Annotated in this window: 8 protein-coding genes and 1 pseudogene; 4 read left to right on the top strand and 5 right to left on the bottom strand. The window is 66.3% G+C overall.

Translation table 11 applies throughout. The annotated features are described in order from the left end of the window. The 5 genes and pseudogenes from H8S47_RS18640 to H8S47_RS06035 form a co-directional block, all read right to left on the bottom strand. Positions 1-260 (bottom strand): annotated as a pseudogene (locus H8S47_RS18640) (hypothetical protein); the annotation flags it as partial. A 14-nt stretch (positions 261-274) separates the two neighbouring features. Further along, positions 275-1,117, bottom strand: coding sequence for an SGNH/GDSL hydrolase family protein (locus H8S47_RS06020; protein ID WP_187503021.1), 843 nt, complete (start codon positions 1,115-1,117; stop codon positions 275-277). A 256-nt stretch (positions 1,118-1,373) separates the two neighbouring features. Then, on the bottom strand, positions 1,374-3,278 hold the full coding sequence (locus H8S47_RS06025) for a S9 family peptidase (protein ID WP_187503022.1): 1,905 nt from the start codon (positions 3,276-3,278) through the stop codon (positions 1,374-1,376). Positions 3,279-3,467: 189 nt separating this feature from the next. Continuing rightward, positions 3,468-5,231, bottom strand: coding sequence for an ABC transporter ATP-binding protein (locus H8S47_RS06030; protein ID WP_187503023.1), 1,764 nt, complete (start codon positions 5,229-5,231; stop codon positions 3,468-3,470). A 64-nt stretch (positions 5,232-5,295) separates the two neighbouring features. Continuing rightward, the gene (locus tag H8S47_RS06035) at positions 5,296-6,510 is read right to left on the bottom strand and encodes a nucleotidyltransferase family protein (RefSeq protein ID WP_187503024.1); all 1,215 of its coding nucleotides are present in this window, start codon (positions 6,508-6,510) and stop codon (positions 5,296-5,298) included. A 497-nt stretch (positions 6,511-7,007) separates the two neighbouring features. On the opposite strand from H8S47_RS06035, the gene H8S47_RS06040 reads away from it, so the two are divergent. The 4 genes from H8S47_RS06040 to H8S47_RS06055 all read left to right on the top strand — a co-directional run bounded on the left by H8S47_RS06040 (position 7,008) and on the right by H8S47_RS06055 (position 18,361). Next, entirely contained in the window at positions 7,008-8,747 is a 1,740-nt protein-coding gene (locus tag H8S47_RS06040) for a TolC family protein (RefSeq protein ID WP_214654966.1), read from the top strand. Further along, positions 8,744-10,504, top strand: coding sequence for a type I secretion system permease/ATPase (locus tag H8S47_RS06045; protein ID WP_235982640.1), 1,761 nt, complete (start codon positions 8,744-8,746; stop codon positions 10,502-10,504). Before H8S47_RS06040 ends, H8S47_RS06045 begins: the two co-directional genes overlap by 4 nt. Before the next feature lie 11 nt (positions 10,505-10,515). After that, positions 10,516-11,817 (top strand): HlyD family type I secretion periplasmic adaptor subunit, encoded by a 1,302-nt coding sequence (locus tag H8S47_RS06050; protein ID WP_187503026.1) that lies wholly within the window; start codon positions 10,516-10,518, stop codon positions 11,815-11,817. 211 nt (positions 11,818-12,028) lie between these two features. Then, entirely contained in the window at positions 12,029-18,361 is a 6,333-nt protein-coding gene (locus H8S47_RS06055) for a Calx-beta domain-containing protein (protein WP_187503027.1), read from the top strand. Positions 18,362-18,567: the final 206 nt, after the last annotated feature.

The raw sequence follows: 18,567 nt of genomic DNA on the forward strand, positions 1-18,567 counted from the left end.
TTGCCGAAGCTCACCAGATCATCGCCCAGAAAAACCGACATGCCCAACGTCAAGATACCGAGCGTGCTGCGCGATTGGAGCGGGGGCGCCGAGGGCGTGGGTGTCGGAGAAGGCGTCGGCGCAGGTGCAGGTGTGACGGGCACGACGGCGATAGGGGCGTCGCTGGCGCCGCCCTCGCCGCCACATCCCGCGAGCGCTACAGTGCTGACTATGCCGCTTACGGCCGCGCGCCGGGTCAGTGTCATGTCGTCGTGATCCACTTGGCGCGAGGGCTTCAATGCTTCTCGAGAGCCTTGTCGACGAACGCGACATCGAGCTTGCTCATGCCCGCATAGCCGGCATCGGTGGGATGCACACCATCTGCCAGGGGAACGCGTCCCGCACGGTGCTCCGCGTCGAAGTCGAGCACCGCAATGCCCTGGCTTTTCAACGGGCCGTGAACGATCATCCGGTTGAACGCCAGCCGTTCGCGTTCCTGCTCGGGCGGTAGGCCGTTGCGCGCCATCACCGTGCCGACCCCGACGATCCAGCCATCGTCTTTGAGCCGCATGGCATAGTCTTGCAGCGTCTTGAACAACGGAATGGCCTTGGCGTTCTGGGCGAAGTCGTTCGAACCGCCCCCCAGGACCACGACATTGCGGCGTCCCGACTGGTAGTAATCCTTCAGCGATACCAGCCCGGCCAACGAGCCCAGCGTGATGCCGTTCACCCCCTCGTTCGCGACGATCACATCGTTGCCGGCATGAACCTGGTACCGGCCCGGACGAGAGGTCGTCAGCGGATCGCTCGCGGCAACGCCCTCGGTGATGCTGTCTCCGACGAAGACCACGATGTCGTGTTTGGGGTGGGCTGCGGCATACCATCGTTGCAAACCAAAGGCCAAAAGCAGCAGCAACGCAGCCAGAGCGAGATATTGCCACAATGGACTGCGGCCGACCGGTCGCCAACGTCCCTGTACTTTGACCATCGCAACGCGACAGCCGACGCACCGACTGAAAGCCATGTCGTCTCGGAACCGAACGCCGTGAGCATCGCGCAAGTGGCGGCCGAACAGGCATTCAGGCAATTGTTTTATCTTCATAATTTCGACATCCCCCTGGCGTGCCCCCGCCTTCATCCGGTGGTAACCGGAAACAGATCAATTTTGAAAGGCCTGGGTTTTATTTAGCTAGATGCGCGCGATCTGACGACAAATACTGGGGTGAACCGCGATCGAACGCAGGCGCGCGCCCACCACAAACCACAACCATGCGGGTCTGGCGTTTTCACGTCGGGCGCTTCTGGTAGATCCGCTCAGCTTCACGCCGACATCCCGCAGGATCTCGGCCAACTGAATACGCGCGGATCTGACTTTGGGGCCGGCTACATAGTGCCTAGCGTGGCGTCTTCACGTACCGATCATACCAGGCGATCGCGCGTTGGCGCACATCTGCGGACTGTTCGGGTCCTGTCACGCAGTGGCCAGCGTCGGGGTAGATCACGAGGCTGACCGGCACGTTGCGGTCCTTCAGCGCATGCCACCATTCGATCGACTGGGTCGGTGGCACCTCGATGTCGCGCTCGCCGACATAGATGAACGTCGGCGTCTTCGCCCGCTTGGCCTGGTAGATAGCCGACACGTCCTCATAGGCCTTCATATCGTCGTACATCGACTTGCCGAAGAACGGCAGCATCCACTGGTCGATGCCGTTGGTGCCGTAATAGCTCACCCAGTTCGACAGACCGGCGCCCGCGACGATGCCCTTGAAGCGATCGGTCTGCGTATTCGCCCACATCGCCATGAAGCCGCCATAGCTGCACCCACCAAGGCCGAGGCGTGTGTCGTCGATCGGCGCGAGCCGCTCGACCGCGTCGATGCCGGCCAGGATGTCGCGCAGGTCGCCTCCCCCGAAATCGCGCTTGTTGGCGGCGGTGAACGCTTCGCCCTGGCCGTAGCTGCCGCGCGGATTGGGAAGAAAGACGTAATAGCCCGCCTTCAGCAGCGCAGCATTCAGCGAGGTCTCGGACAGATAGCCCGGCATCGATGCCGAGGAGGGCCCGCCGTGTACGAGGGTGATCATCGGCGCCTTGCCCACGGGCGTAATCCGAGGCGCAAGCAGCCAGCCCTGCACGTCGTACCCCTCGTTCTTCCAGGTGATGCTGCGCGCGGTCACGAGCGCGGGCGCCGCGTCGTTGTCGTGCGTGAGCTGCCGCAGCGCGCCGATCGGTCCGGCATAGAGAGCGGGGGCATGCTCGTAATCCTGCACCACGGCTGCGGCGATGCGACCATCGGCGGAGAATACCGCGCGACCGTCGCCTGCGCTCACGCTTGCCGGCTTGGCGAAACCTGGCACGACCGCCTGACCGGGTGTCAGCGTGCCGAGCTGGACCTGATCGCCCGCCAGCGTCACCGTCCTGAGGCCGCCTTTGGTCCAGTCGATCGTGGTCACGGTCGACTTGGCGCCGGCGGTGATGTTGCGTGGACTGCCACCTGCCAGTGGCACGGTGAAGACGTCGCCGCCAATCGAGCCGAAATCGCTCATCAGCCCGCCGACATAGGCCACCGTCCGTCCATCGGGCGACACGCGCGGCTGGTTGAGCTGCGTCGTTGGTTTTGCGATCGAGCGCACCGCGCCGGTCCGCGCATCGATCGCGTCAAGCGTCGCCACCCACCAGTTATTGTCGCCATTGCCGAGCGCCGTCGTCGCGACGAAGCCGCGACCGTCCGGCGTCCAGTCATATTCGTAGATATAGCGACCCGCGGGCGATAGCGGCGTTACCGTCGCAGCCGGCGTTGCGGCAGCAATGTCGAACACCGCGAGGCGCTGCTCGTCGCTCTTCTCGCCGATCTCGCCGATCATCCGCACGCCCGCCTGCGTCGCCCCCGATTCCTTGGCGGCGCCCAGCGTCACTAGCACCGCGATCCGTTTGCCGTCGGGAGATACGCGAGGCGTCTGTGCGATGCCGGCGATCGTCGCGACGGTGCGCGTCGTCCTGGCATCGGCATAGGTCAGTCGGACGGTGCCCGCGGTGCCGTCGCGTACTAGAAAGATCAGGTCGCCGCCCGGCGTGAAGGTCAGCCCCGAATAGCTGCACGTCGCGCAGGGATCGATCGTCCGCAACACCCGCCCGTCCGCGACGCCGCGGATCGTTACCACGCCGCGCGTACCGTTGTTCTCGACCGTGGCGATCCGATCGCCTGCAGGTGAGAGGGCAAGGGCGCCATATTGGTGAAGCGACTGAGCTGATGTCGGGACCGCAGTTGCAACAAGGAGAGCGGCAGCAAGGGTGAGACGCATCGAAAGCTCCGATAAAACGGCAATATCCATGACGCTTAACGGGTTGTCCTGTCGTCGCAAGCCGAACTAGAGAATTGCTGTCGGTAGGCCGGAAGCGGGCCGTACCGATGTGTTCCGATCCAGGGTGCGACCTCAGTTACGACTAGGCAACATGCTGACACGTCGACATGTCGACGTGTCAGCATGTTGCTACGAAATGGTGGTCTGAGTCGTCTCAAGCATGATCACGCGGTCGCAGGCGCGGAGCGTTTCCTCGCGGTGGGCGATGATCAGGATCGTCGCTTCGGGCAGTGCCCGGCGCACATTGGCGATCACCGCCTGTTCGGTCGCGATATCGATCGCATTGGTCGCCTCGTCGAGGATCAGCAGTTGCGGATCGCGCAACAGCGCGCGGGCGAGCGCGATCCGCTGGCGCTCGCCGCCCGACAGCCGTGTGCCGCGATCGTCCATCGGCGTATCGAGCCCCTGCGGCATCGCCCCGACCATGTCGGCCGCCCCCGCCTGCGCGAGCGCCTGCCAGAGGTCCGGATCGGGGCGGACGTCGCTGCCCCAGGTCAGATTGCGGCGGATGCTGTCGTTGATGAGATAGGAATCCTGCGCGACATAGGCGAGGCGACGCCGCCAGCTCGCGAGCGTGGCCGGACCCAGCACGGCGTCGCCGATCATGATCCTGCCCTCGCTGGGTTCCAGCAGTCCGGTCAGCAGATCGACGAAGCTGGTCTTGCCGGTGCCCGACGGGCCGGACAGCCCGACCAGCTCGCCTGCGCCGATCGCGAGATCGAGCCCGGTGAACACGGCCGCGCTCGCGTCCGGATAGCGAAAGGTGATGCGATCGAAGCGGATCGTTCCGTGTCGAACCGACTGCGCGCCGGCACCGCTGGTGATCGCAACCGGCGGGCCGAGATCGACTTTCAGATCGTGCAACGCGGTGAAGGCGGGCATCACGCCGAATAATTGCTGCACGCTCTGCTGGAGCGACCGGACCGGGCCGCTCATCCGCACCAGCACGACCAGCGCGGCGAGCAGCGTCACGGTCGGGATGTCGAACAGCACCGCACCGAAGATCATCATCGCCCCGGCCAGCGAGGCGATACTCGCCGATACGATCGCAACCCGCGACTGGAAGCGTTGCTGGAGGGTCAGCTGCGCGCGCAATTGTGTCCCCTCCTCGCCGATCTGCGCGACGAAGGCATCCGCCATGTCGTGCGCGACGGCGATCTTGAGGCCACCGAGGAAATGGGCCGTCTCGCCGGCAATGCGGAACGCGAAGCGCGCGGTAGATCGGCCGACATCGGCCGCGCGCCGCGACAACGGCACCAGTACGACGAGGCCGAGCAGCGCGAACCCGATCATCAGCACCGCGACGACCGGCGACAGCAGGATCATCAGGATAGCCTGGGTCACCAGCATGATGCTCGCCGTCATCATCTGCAGCAGCACCGAACAGGCAAAGGCCAGCCGGGTGATCTCGCTCGACAGGATGTGCGCGATCCGCGCGTGCCGCAGCCGCGCCAGCGACGACCAGCGCGCGTGCGCCAGATCGGTGACGACCATCAGCCGGCGATGATCGACGAATCCCAGCGACAGGTCCGAGACTAGACGGTCGCGCGCCGACAGCACGGCCGCGCGCACGCCGACCAGCAGGCAGAACGCCAGTAGCACCGCCGCCAGCTGCTCGAGCCGGGTGACCAGCCCGACCGATGACAGGGTGTCGACGATCATCGCCCGCCAGCGTCCACCGGTCTGCGGCGCGAGCAGCGAGAAGATCGGCACGAGGAGCGCCAGACCGACGCCTTCGAGAATGCCGCCTGCGAGCATCAGCGCGAGCGCCGCGCCCAGTCGTCGCCCGCCATAGCGGACGAAATCGCCGACCAGCGCCTTCCCGTCCGCGACCAGCGATCCCGTGGGGCCATCGGCTGCCGGGGCGGTAGTCGGATTGCGAAGGAACGGCATGCAGCGAAGCATGCGGGGACGGCGGACCGAGAGCAAGCTGGTGTCGTGATCGACCGCGCCGGCGCTACAGGGTCTTGGCAGTCTTCCCGGCGCTTTGCGGCCGCAACCGCGCGGGGCGGCGCAGCAGGCGCAGCGGCAATCCGGTCAGGATGGCGGCGGGAACCGCCCAGCTCGGCACCTGTAGATGCGCGACGGCATTGGGCCGGCTAAGCAAACTACGAACCGCACCCCAGCGATAGGCCAGACCGGGTACGAGCCAGAGCTGTGCGCGCTCGAACGCGATCAACTCGCGCATCGGGCGCATCAGCCGGCCTTCTGCGTCTTCGTCCGCCACGATCGCGGTGTAGCAGAAACGGACGAGGCGCCGCGTCACGCGGTCGCGGCGGATTTCCTCCAGCAAGGCATGAGGTACGGCGATGCCGAACAGCTCGTGCGCCAGGATGATCGCCAGCCCGGGACAGCGCCCGGCGCCCAGCGCGATGGCCTCGCGGTACAGCGTCTCGACATCCGCATCGTGCAGCAATGCGGCCACGTCGGCGAGCCATTTCAGGCGCGCCCATAGATGCTTGGCACCGTGGAACACCAGATAGGCAAACAGCGGCGCCGGCGCGAGCGTCGCAAGCGACGTGCCGGGCATCAGTTCGACCAGCATGCGCGGTGAGCCGAGGCCGATCGAGGTAATGGCCGCGCGATTGTCGCCGAGTTCGGTATGCAGTTCGACGACCGTAGCGCGGTCGTCATGGTACCATTCGGACTCCTTGTGTGCGGCGAGATAGCGACGGATGTGCACCGGATCGGTGATCCCCCCCAGGATCGAGAGGCGATAGCCAAGCGCCGTAAGGGTTTCGCACGCCGCATCCAGCTGGCCACGCGCAACCAGGACGTCGACGTCCCAGGACGTCTTGAGCATCAGCGTGCGGTGGGCATGCATCGCCAGCGTCGATCCCTTGACGAACACCGCATCGATCCCGGCCGCGGCCAGTGCCCGCCCGACGCGGATCTCCTCCCCCGCGTTGCGTAGGGATTGCATCCGCGATGCTGCCGCACGCCGCGCAAGAAGGGCCGCAGCCGCGTCGGGTAGCGCATGGCCGATCGCCTTCAGACCTTCCTCGACGAACCCACTGACCCGGTGTCGATGTGCCAGATTCACCAGCCGGTCGGCGTCGAAGGGGAGTGCAGCTATCCGCGCGATGCCCGCCGCCCGGTGCGGCAGAGTCGGCGGGCACAGGCAGGCGGCGAGAAGCGCCAGTTCGCGGTCGTCAGGTCGGTTGCGAAGCATCACAATTTGGTCTGCCTGGGAATAGGGATGTCGCGTGCTGAGCTGAACCCGGCCGCGCTATCGAACGATCGCCGAGACATGCATAGCGACGACCGCCCGGGTCAACCACCGTACTGGCACCGACGTCCGTCGAATGTCCGGGCGTCATGGCAGCGTTGCTTTACCCACGCGACAGACCGGCCGCAGCCGTGGATCGTGACGGCCGCGCGGAGGATCACCGCCGGCCGGGTCACATCGGCACAAGATACTGCACCGTCGACGAAACGCTCCTTCCGATGATGACGCGATGCCCTTGTCGTGAGCGGCGAAATAGAAGAATGGGAATGTAGGGGGGCGGAGACCTGAAAAGGTGCCGCCGCAATATTAGGGGAGCAAGGGATCGGCCGTCCCGACCGCGAGCGCGGTGGAGTGCAGCCGAACCCGAATGCGGGGCTGGGGTACGACGACATGACAGGATCGACGGCCATCGTGCTTCGCGATGGCTGCACGCGGGTAGGGTGCGACGGCGATCGCCGGTCATCGGTACGTCGGTCCTCGTCATGTGGGTCATCGTCACGATGCAGGCGCTAGGACGGATGACGCGCAGACGTCGCTTCGGCTGCTGTACCGCTGTCGCTGCAGGATTGACGTTCGCTGCGGCGCCGATCGATGCGCAGCGTGCGCCCTCGGCGACCCAAGGGTCGCTGGTCGTCGATCCGCAGCAGGGCGCGACACCGCGACCGTTGCCGCCCTCCCCCACCCTGCCAAGCACGTCCGTCCCGGCGCCGGTGACGGTATCGCCCGCTCCCGTACCTACGATCGGCATAGCGGGTCCGAGCGAGCCAATCGTGCGGCCGCCCAGCGCTTCCTATGGCCCGCCGACTCCGCTGCGAGGCACGCCGCAGCTCGGCGCCTGGGCGCAAGGCGTGCCTGGAGGGCTGCCGGCGCCGAGTGGGGATCCGTTGCACATCGATCCGACCGCCGATCCGATCCTGCAGCTGGCGCATGCGCAGTCGCCACTTGCGACCTTCCAGCAGGTGATCGGTGAGGCGGTTGCGCGCAATCCCTCGCTCGACGAGGCGATCGCGCAGACGAACGAAGCCAAGGGCGTGCGCGGCGAAGCGCGCGCGCGCGCGCTGCCCGTCGCCGATCTGTCGATCTCGACCTTCCGGATCATCGACCGGGCGTTTTCGAACGATCCGAACAACGTCCTCGAACGCTCGCGTCCGAGCCGTCGCACCGATGGCCTGCTCCGCATCCAGCAGCCGTTGATCGATTTCGGCGCAAGCCTCGGCCGGATCCGGGCGAGCGAGGCCCGGCTGAACGCGGCGCGCGCCAATGTCGAGGATATCGGTACGCAGGTCGCGCTGAGCGCGGTCTCGGCCTGGTACAGCGTCTATGGCTACCGTGTTCTCGTCCGGCTGGGCGAGGCCTTCGCGATCAGCCAGCGCAGTCTGCGCAGCAGTATCGAGGATCGCATCCTTCAGGGCGCGGCTGCACCGGGCGACGTAGCGCAGGTCGACAGCTATATCGCGTCGTCGGATTCACAGCTTGCCGATTTCCGGCGACAGCTGGCCGGTGCGGAAGCCCAATATACCGCGGTGATCGGTCATGCGCCGCCTGTCGGGCTGGCCCGTGCGCCGGAGCCATCGCTGGCCGGCATCGGCACTGCGACCGTGGCCGCGGATATCGATACGCTGCCCGCGATCCGCGCTGCCAAGCTCGGTGTCGATGCGGCGCGATCGGACGTACGCGCGGTGAAGTCCGATCTCTTGCCGCAGCTATCCGGCGGGATCGATGCCGGCCGCTATGGCATCATCGAGACGGCACGCGATTACGACATTCGCGGCAGCCTGACGCTCAGCATGCGGCTGGGTGGCGGCGGGCCGCAGCGCGTCGACCAGGCGCAGGCGCGTGCCGATGGTGCCGATGCCCGGTTGCGGCGCACCCGGCTCGATTCACAGCGTGATGCCCAGATCGCGCTGGCCGACGTGGCCGCATTGCAGGATGCGCAGACGGCGATCGAGGCCAATTACCTGGCGAGCCGGCGCGCGCGCGACGTGCTGGCGGAACGGTTCCGCGTCTCGCGCGGCACGCTGTTCGATCTGCTCGCGTCGCAGAGCAATTATTTCGGTGTCGCTGCCCGCTATGTCCAGACCGTGATCGAACTCGATACCGCGCGCTATGCGCTTCTCGCCCGGACCGGCCGGCTGCTGCCGGCACTGGGCATTCAACCTGCCGCGCTGGAACCCCAATGACCCCTCCTCACGCCATGCCCCATGACGGGTCCGGTCACGACATGATCGAGCATCCGCGGCCGCGCTTCGCGCCGTGGCTGGTCGAGCCGATGTTGCGCAACAAGGGCACCTATCTGAAGGTCGCTCTGGCGGCTGCGATGATCAATATCTTCGGGCTGATCACGTCGCTGTTCACGATGACGGTGTACGACCGCGTCGTCCCGAACAATGCGTTCTCCTCGCTGGTCGCGCTGTCGATCGGGCTCGCGATCGTCGTGGTGTTCGATTTCGTGCTGCGCGTACTGCGCGCCTATTTCACCGACCTGGCGGGCGCCGATATCGATCACGATATCGGTGGACGGGTGTTCCGCCGCCTGGTCGCGATCCGGCTCGACCAGAAAAAGGGATCGACCGGCGCGCTGACCGGCATGATGCGCGAGCTCGAGACGCTACGCGACTTTTTCGCGTCGGCCACGATGACCGCGCTGGTCGACGTGCCGTTCATCGTCATCACATTGATCTTCATCGCCATCCTCGGCGGGGCGGTGGTGTGGGTGCCGCTGGCGGCGATCCCGATCGTCATTGGAGCAGGCTGGCTGACGCGACCCGCGCTCGATCGGTTGTCGGCGCGCTCGATGAGCGAAGGGCTGACCAAGCAGAGCGTGCTGGTCGAGACCGTGGGCGCGCTCGAAATGGTCAAGACCAGCGGTGCGAGCAATTTGCTCGGCCAGCGCTGGAAAAGGGCCAACCAGCAGCATTCGGACAGCTCGACGCGCCAACGCCTGGTCTCGACGATCGCAACTACGGTCGCGGCGTCGGCGAACACGCTGGCCTATGCCGGTACCGTCGTCGTCGGCGTGTTCCTGATCGCCGACCACAAGCTGACCACCGGTGCGCTGGTGGCCTGTTCGATCCTGTCGGGCCGCGCGGTGCAGCCGTTGGCGACGATCGCGGCGCTGCTGTCGCGGCTGTCGGCGACGCGCACGGCGTACAAGCAGATCGACGCAATGATGGAAACGGGGTCCGAGGAGCCGCGCGGCACCGCGCTCAAGCCCGCCCGCTTCGATGGTCGGATCGAGTTGCGCGGGGTCTCGTTCCGCTATCCGGGCGCCGCGGAGAAGACGTTCGACGGGCTCGATCTGGTCATTCCGGCAGGGCAGCGCGTCGCGCTGCTCGGCAGGGTAGGATCGGGCAAATCGACGATCGCGCGCCTCATCCTCGGTCTTTACCAGCCGCAGGAGGGGCTGGTGATGATCGACGGCACCGACATCCGCCAATATGATCCACACGCGATGCGGTCGCTGGTCGGGACTGCGCTGCAGGAAAGCGTGCTGTTGAGCGGTTCGGTGCGCGAGAACATCACGCTCGGCCGCCCCGGCGTCGACGATGCCGAGATGCTGCGCGTCGCCGAGCTGACCGGCACGCATGGCTTTATGGGGCGGATCGCCAACGGCTATGACCTGATGCTCGCAGATCGCGGCGAAGGCCTGTCGGGCGGCCAGCGCCAGTCGATCAGTCTCGCACGCGCGCTGGCCGGTCGTCCGCAGGTGCTGGTGTTCGACGAGCCCACCAGTGCGATGGACCAGACGACCGAAATGCAGCTGATCGATCGGCTTCAGGCCGAGTTGCAAGGCCGCACCTTCGTGCTCATCACGCACCGCCCTGCCCTCGTCCGGCTGGTCGACCGCATCGTCGTCGTCGAGGCGGGCAAGGTCGTCCAGGACGGACCGCGCGACGCCGTCCTGCAAGCGCTCCAGCGTCCCCGCAACGCGGCCTGAGTACGAAACCCATGACCGACACGCATCTCGAAGACCTCGCCGATCGCATCAAGCCCAAGGCGGTATCGAACCTGCTGTTGTGGCTGATATTGGGCTTCATCGTCGCCTTTATCGTCTGGGCCAGCATCGTGAAGCTGGATCGCACCGTCCATGCGCCGGGTCGCGTCGTGCCGAGCAGCCGGTTGCAGGTGCTCAGCAATTTCGAAGGCGGTGTCGTCTCGGCGATCCTCGTCCATGTCGGCGATCTCGTGAAGCGCGGCCAGCCGCTCGTCCGGCTCGACCAGACCCAGGCGGGGGCGGAATTCGGCAGTAGCGAGATCACGGTCGGCGCGCTCAACGCCAAGATCGCCCGGTTGCAGGCGGAAATCGCCGGCCGTGAACCGGTCTATCCTGTGGCTGCCACGCCCGAGGTTGCGCAGCAGATCGGCATCGAACGCTCGCTCCACGCGGCACGCATGAGCGACCTCGCCAGCCTCAGCGCGGCCGGTGCCGCGCGCGCAGCCCAAGCCGAGCGTGCGGTCGCCGAAGCGCGATCGGCCTATGCCTCGCGGGTATCGGCACGCGATTCCGCGCAGCGTCAGCTCGAGATGATCCGTCCGCTCGTCCAGCGCGGGATCGAGCCGCAGCTGACGTTGATCCAACTGGAGAACAGTGCCGCGGTCGCGGGAACCGATGCCGCCCAGGCCTCGGCAGCGATCGCCCGCGCGCAATCCGCCGTCGCCGAAGCGCGCGCAAGTCTTGCCCAGGTACGCAGTAGCTGGCGCGCGCAGGCGGGAACGGATCTGGCCGCCGCGCAATCCGAGATGGCCTCGCGCCAGCGCTCGATGCCGGCGCTTGCCGCCAAGCTCGGGCGCGCGACGGTCGCCTCCCCGGTCGATGGTCGCGTCAACCGCGTGCTCGTGTCGACGGTCGGCAGCAGCATCGGCGCGGGCCAGCCGATCGTCGAAGTGGTGCCGAGCGCCGAGACGTTGACCGTGGAAGCGCTCGTCAGCCCCAAGGACATCGCTGCGGTGCGCATCGGTCAGCGCGCCCGGGTCAACATCACCGCGTATGAATCGGGCGTCTATGGCGGCATGGACGGCCGCGTCCTTACCATCTCGCCCGACGCCACGCTCGAGGAACGCACCGGCGAGAGCCATTACACCGTGCGGGTACGCGCCGACGCGCAGAACTTCCGCGGCCCCGGAGGCCAGCGTCTGGTGATCGGTCCAGGCATGACGGCGGACGTGAACCTGATCGGCGATAAGCGATCGATCATGGCGTATATCCTGACGCCCTTCACCCGGCTGCGCGAAGAGGCGTTACGCGAATAACGTGATGGCGCCGCAATGATCGAAGGCGGCAGTCAGGTCATGGCGGCGAATACTTGGTGTGACAGCATTCTCGCGCGCGATTTGTCTTTCCTCCGCTGCCGAATCTGACACGTTCGTCATGGTGCCGTCATTTAACGGCAATAGGTGCATGAAATTGCGAGATTTTGCGTACAGGGGCGCGAATCGCGTGGCATAATCGGGGGGATCGGTCGTGGGTGCATTTACTGCAGGAAATGTCGTCGTTTATCGGGTCGGGTCGGGTGCCACCGCGCTGTCGAACGCAACCGCCGCGGTGTTCCTCGACGAATATACCTCGGCCGGGACCTTGGTTCAGTCGATCGCGCTGCCGACCGTCGATACGACCCCCGGAGGGATCACCAATCAGACGCTGACCGCAATCGGCAACTCGGCGCTGGAAGGTCTTCTCACGCGCAGCGTCGACGGCCGTTTCCTCATGCTGACCGGCTACGACACCGCGGTCGCAACGACCAACGCCGCTGCGCTGTCGTCGGCAACCGGCCGCGTCGTCGGTCGCGTCGGCGTCGATGGTCTGGTCGACACGTCGACAGCGCTGGCGATCGGTTCGGGCAACGTGCGCGGCATCGCGAGCGACAACGGCGCGAGCTTCTACGTCAGCACGTCGACGACCGGCGTCTCCTACGGCACCTTCGGCAGCACGGCCGTGACGCAGCTCAACACCAGTGCGACCGGCCCCGTCAACGTGCGAGGCCTGAGCATCTATGACGGTCAGCTCTACGAAAGCTCGATGTCGGGCACGTTCCGGATCTCGACTGTCGGAACTGGCGCGCCGACGACCGCAGGGCAGACCATCACGACTATCGCGGGCGACGGCTCGGCGACGTCGCCCGGCGCAACCGCATCGGCGCCCGGCGCTTTCTTCTTCGCCGATCTCACCGCGGCGGTCGACGGCGTCGACACGCTGTATGTCGCCGACAGCCGGACGGGCGGCGGACTGTTCAAATATTCGCTGGTCGGGGGGCTGTGGACCTCGAACGGCTCGATCGTCGACAGCGGGCTGACAGGGCTCACCGGATCGGTCAGTGGCAGCACCGTGACGCTGTTCGGCACGACCGCGACCGCGCTCGACCTGTTCAGTGATGCGACCGGCTATAACGGCGTCCTGACGGGGGGCAGCACACGCCTCGCCACCGCCGCGACCAATACCGCCTTTCGCGGCGTCGCGTTCGCACCGCAGGCAGCTCCGGTCGCGAACGAGACGATCGCGCTGCAGACGACGACGGTCAGCCAGAGCGAAGGCACCGGCACCGACACCGTTTACTCTTTCACGCTGACCCGGACCGGCAGCACCGCCGCGGCTGCCACGGTGACCTATGCGGTCGTCGCGGGCGGCACCGCGGATGCGGCCGATTTTGTCGGTGCGACGACCAACACTGCGATTTTCGCGGCAGGGCAAAGCAGCACGACGGTGACGATCACGGTCGCGGGCGACACGCTGACGGAGACCGACGAGACGTTCGTGCTTGCCCTGTCCTCCCCCAGCGCCGGCTATGACGTCAGCCCGGCCACGCTGACGAACACGGTCCTGAACGACGATTCAGCGTTCGCGATCGCCGCGGGCAGCGCCAGCGAAGCGACCGGCAGCATCCCGTTGATCGTCACGCGCACCGGCGATCTCAGCCAGGCCGCGACCCTGTCCTATGCGGTGTCGCTCGGGAGCAGCGACACCGCCCTGGCGAATGATTTCGCGGGCGGAACGCTGCCTGCGGGCCAGGTGACGTTTGCCGCCAATGCCGCCACGGCCACCATCCTGGTGCCGGTCGACAACGACGCCGTGAGCGAACCCGACGAGACCTTCACCGTCACGCTGTCGGGCGCCGGCGCGGGCCAGACGATCACCACCGCGACCGCGACCGGCACGATCCTGAACGACGATTTGCCCGGGCTGTCGATCGCCAACGCCTCGATCATCGAGGGTGATGCAGGCACGAGCGTGCTGGTCTTCACGGTGACCGCCAGCGCGCCTGCTCCGACCGGCGGGATCAGTTTCCAGGCGGCGACGTCGGACGGCACGGCGTCTGCGGGCAGCGACTATGTCGCGCTGGCGGGCAATTTCACGATCGCGGCCGGCGCTACCAGCACCACCGTGAGCGTCGTGATCAACGGCGATACGGTGTTCGAGCGCAACGAAACGCTGCTGGTGACGCTGACCAACCCGACCAATGCGATCATCGCAGGTGGCCCGGCGATCGGCACGATCGCCAATGACGACGCGGTACCCGCGACCGCATCGATCTTCACGACCAATTTTGCAGATTTTGCCGCATCGGGCTTCACCCCCAACGCCGCAGCGAGCAGCGGACAGCTCGACTCCAACGTCTGGCGCGTCGTCGGCCTATCGGACCAGACCAACCCGGCATACGGCTTCACCGGCGCATCGGGGGGCGATTTTGGTCGTGGCCTGATCAGCGGCGATCCCGTGACCGCGGGCGTCTACACCCCGGTCAACGACCGTGCGCTGATCCTCCAGCCGACCGGTGCCGAGCTCGAAGCGGGCGGCTTCATCGAGGCGCGCATCCAGAACACGAGCGGCGCGACCGCGACCAGCTTCGACATCGGGTTCGACTGGGCGTATCGCAACAATGCGACGCGCGGCGAGAACATGCAGCTCGCCTATTCGACCGACGGCACGACCTTCACGAGCGTGGCCGCGGCCAGCTTCACGACCCCGACGGCGATCGACAACACCACCGCCACTTTCACCACCCAGAACGAACAGGTCAGCATCGCCGGCACGGTCGCCGATGGCGGCTATCTCTATCTGCGCTGGATCCATGTCTCGTCGGTCGGCAGCGGCAGCCGTGACGAAGTGGGGATCGACAATGTTTCGGTCACCGCGCGGCTGAGCACCGATCCCACCGCGGCGATCAGCAACATCAGCCTTCTCGAGGGCGATGGCGGCGCCACCGCCGCGGTCTTCACGGTCACGCGTTCCAGCGGCGTCGGTACCGCGAGCGTCAGCTACGCCACGGCGAACGGCACCGCGCAGGCAGGCAGCGACTATGTCGCGCAGACCGGCACGGTCAATTTTGCGGCCGGCGAGACGAGCAAGACGATCACGATCCTCGTCAACGGCGACAGGGTCAACGAAGCGAACGAGACCTTCGTCGTCAACCTGACCAACCCGGTCGGCTTCGTCGTTCCCGCCCCAAGCGCGACCGCGACGATCCTCAACGACGATACCGGCCCGATCGCGATCTACGATATCCAGGGGCTCGGCCACCGCTCGCTGTTCACCGGCCAGGTCGTCGCTACCAGCGGCATCGTCACCTCGGTCCGCAGCAACGGCTTCTACATCCAGGATCCTAACGGCGACGGCAATGACGGCACGTCGGACGCGATCTTCGTCTCGACCGGCACCACCCCGCCGACGGTCTCCGTCGGCAATGCGATCACGCTGTCGGGCACGGTCGCCGAATTCGCGTCGGCGACGACCAACCTGACGATCACGCAACTGAACAGCCCGACCGCGATCACCGTCACCAACCCATCAGTCGCGCTGCCGGCCGCGGTGCTGATTACAACCGACGGCACCGGTCGCGCGCCGCCCACCCAGGTGATCGATGACGATCGTCTCACCAGCTACGATCCGACCACCGACGGCGCCGATTTCTATGAATCGCTCGAGGGAATGCGCGTCACCGTCCGCGGGCCGCGGGTCGTCGCCGATACCAATGCCAATGGCGAGACCTATGTCGTCGCGTCGCTGGGCGTGGGCGCTACGGGGCTGAACAGCCGGGGCGGCATGACGATCTCGGCGGGCGACGTGAACCCCGAGACGATCAAGATCTATCAGGGCACATCGGCCGCGGGCGCCTATCATCAGGGCGACACGCTGAACGACGTCACGGGCATCGTGAACTATTTCGGGGGCGAATACGAGGTCGACCCCACCGGCCCGGTCAGTGCCGCGACCACCGCGACGCCCCTGCCCCGCGAGACGACCACTCTGGTCGGGACGGCATCGGGGCTGAGCTATGCCAGCTTCAACCTGGAGAACCTGTCGCCCGTGGCCACGCGGGCAACCGGCGATACCGACGCGACCTATGCGGTCAAGCAGGCGGCCGTCGATGCGCGGTTTACGATCCACGCCAACGAGGTCGTCAACGCGCTGCACAATCCCGACATCATCGGCGTGCAGGAGGTCCAGGACGCCGATGGCGAGAATGCCGGCACCGACCTGTCGGGCGCTGCGACCGCGCAGAAGCTGATCGACGCGATCGCCGCGGCGGGCGGCGCGACCTATCGCTATGTCGAGGTCGCGCCGACCGCGACCAACATCAGCGGCGGGGCGCCCAACGGCAACATCCGTAACGGCTTCCTCTTCAACACCGAGCGGGTGAGCTATGTCGAGGGATCGGCGACCGCGATCCAGGCCGACGCTTATAACGGTACGCGCAAGCCCGCCGTGGCCGATTTCGTGTTCAACGGTCAGGTGTTCACCGCGATCGACATGCACTCGACCTCGCGCGGCGGGTCGGACGCACTGTACGGCGCGAACCAGCCTCCCAACAATGCCGGCGACGCCGCCCGCACCGCGCAGGCGACCGCGGCCAAGGCCTATGTCGATGCGATCCTTGCGCGCGATCCGTCGCACCAGTTCGTCGTCAATGGCGACTTCAATGGATTCTACTACGAAACCGCGCTGCAGACGCTGGCACCCGCGGGCAACACCGGCGCGCTGTCGAACCTGATCTACAAACTGCCGGTCGAAGAGCGGTACACCTATTATTTCGACGGCTATTACCAGTCGTTCGACAACATCATCGTCTCGACCGGCCTGTATGCCGGCTCGAGCTTCGACATCGTCCACTATAATGCGGGCTATAATGACGGGCTGTCGACGACCGATCACGACCAGGCGCTGGCGCTGATCGGGATCGTGCGGAGCGGCACCGGTCCGGCCGTTGCGGTCGCCGACGGGTTCGCGATCACAGCGATCTCGGTCTATGGCGGCACCGTGCTCGCCAACGACACCGGTGGTGATGCGTCGCTCAGCGTCATCGCGCTGAACGGCAGCGCGGCCGGGGTCGGTCAGGCCGTGCGCCTCTCGTCGGGTGCACTCGTCACGCTGCTGTCGGGGGGTACCTTCGCTTATAATCCCGACGGCGCGTTCAGCGCGCTGGCGGCGGGCGCGACGACCACCGACAGCTTCACCTACACCATCAGTGGCGGGTCGACCGCGACCGCGACGATCACGATCGGCGGGGTCGCGACCCCTGCCCCGGATGGGGCCGGCCATATCCTCGGGACCGCCGGCAACGACACGTATGGCGGCACGCAGGGCACCGATTATTTCGATCTGTCGAATGGCGGCGTCGATCGCGTGAGTGCTGGAGCCGGGGCGGATGCGTTCTTCGTCGGCGCGACGCTGACCGGTGCAGACCGTATCGACGGCGGATCGGGCAGCGATCAGGTCGGCCTGCAGGGTGACTATACCGGCGCCAATCGATTGGTGCTGACCGCCACCACGCTGAACGACGTCGAGGTTCTCGCTGCTCTGTCGGGCTTCAGCTACGATATCGTCCTCAACGACGGCGTCATCGGCGCTGCGGGCGGTTTCACGGTGTTCGGGACCAATCTGGCGGCGGGCGATGCGTTTACGGTCGACGGGTCCGCCGTCACGTCGGGATCGCTGACGCTGTATGGTGGTCTAGGTGTCGACACTTTGACTGGGGGCGCGGGTAATGACGGCTTCCTGTTCGGGGCGGATCGTTGGAGCGCGGCCGATGTCGTGGTCGGGGGCGCCGGTAACGATCAGCTGGCGCTCGACGGCGACTATACCATCACGCTCGACAGCCGTGCCGGTGTCGAGACGGTGGCGTTGCTCGCAGGTCCGGCACAGCCCGGCAATGCCGCGAACGACTATGTCATCACCATCGCCGACAGCTTCGTTACCGGGGCCGCGACCAAGACGGTCTGGGGGCTGCCGGTCACGACCGATCTGGTCGTCGACGGACGCGCGGTCGCGCAGGGCAATCTGAACATCTTTGGTGGATCGGGCAACGACACGCTGACGGGTGGCAGCGGCAACGACCTGCTGTTCGGCGGAGCCGGTCGCGACACGCTGGCCGGCGGGGCGGGCAACGACGTCTTCGTCTACAATGCCGCCAGCGAGTCCTCGAGCACGGGATACGACACGCTGGTCGGTTTCACCCGTGGTGCAGACGTCGTCCAGGCCGCGGGCATCGTTCGCAACACCTATGGCACCGATGTCACCGGCCGGCTTGACGATGCGAGCTTCGACACCGATCTCGGCAACGCGGTACGCGGCAGCCTGACCAGCGGGTCGGCGGTGTTCTTCAACGCCAACGCCGGCAATCATCAGGGCGAGACGTTCCTGGTGGTCGATGCCAACGGGATCGATGGCTATCAGGCCGGACAGGATCTTGTCATGCAGATCGTCCCACCCGCCGCGTTCCAGATGGCCGCGGCACCAGTCGAAATGATCGCTCCCCACTCGATGATGCTGGACCTCGTTGCGGTCCACCTGCCTATCGGCTGATTCGGCTTCGAAGGTCTACTGCTGTCGGGTGCCAACGACCGTAGTAGCGACGTCGCGGGGGACCGTGGGAGCAGGGATCATGGCAGGTTGAATGCTCACGGCGTCATGGTGCAAACCACGCGATAGGGACTGACCTGCTCCCCGTTTTCAGGCCGCTGATAACTTAGCTTCGGTGTCCATATGCCCCTGCCGGGGGCGGTTCGTAA

Source organism: Sphingomonas albertensis, assembly GCF_014358075.1.
In the GTDB taxonomy this organism is placed as follows: domain Bacteria; phylum Pseudomonadota; class Alphaproteobacteria; order Sphingomonadales; family Sphingomonadaceae; genus Sphingomonas; species Sphingomonas albertensis.

Coding starts and splice junctions, on each gene's coding strand:
- H8S47_RS06025 (WP_187503022.1), bottom strand. CDS start 3,278: ATGCGTCTCACCCTTGCTGCCGCTCTCCTTGTTGCAACTGCGGTCCCG.
- H8S47_RS06020 (WP_187503021.1), bottom strand. CDS start 1,117: ATGAAGGCGGGGGCACGCCAGGGGGATGTCGAAATTATGAAGATAAAA.
- H8S47_RS06030 (WP_187503023.1), bottom strand. CDS start 5,231: ATGCCGTTCCTTCGCAATCCGACTACCGCCCCGGCAGCCGATGGCCCC.
- H8S47_RS06050 (WP_187503026.1), top strand. CDS start 10,516: ATGACCGACACGCATCTCGAAGACCTCGCCGATCGCATCAAGCCCAAG.
- H8S47_RS06035 (WP_187503024.1), bottom strand. CDS start 6,510: ATGCTTCGCAACCGACCTGACGACCGCGAACTGGCGCTTCTCGCCGCC.
- H8S47_RS06045 (WP_235982640.1), top strand. CDS start 8,744: ATGACCCCTCCTCACGCCATGCCCCATGACGGGTCCGGTCACGACATG.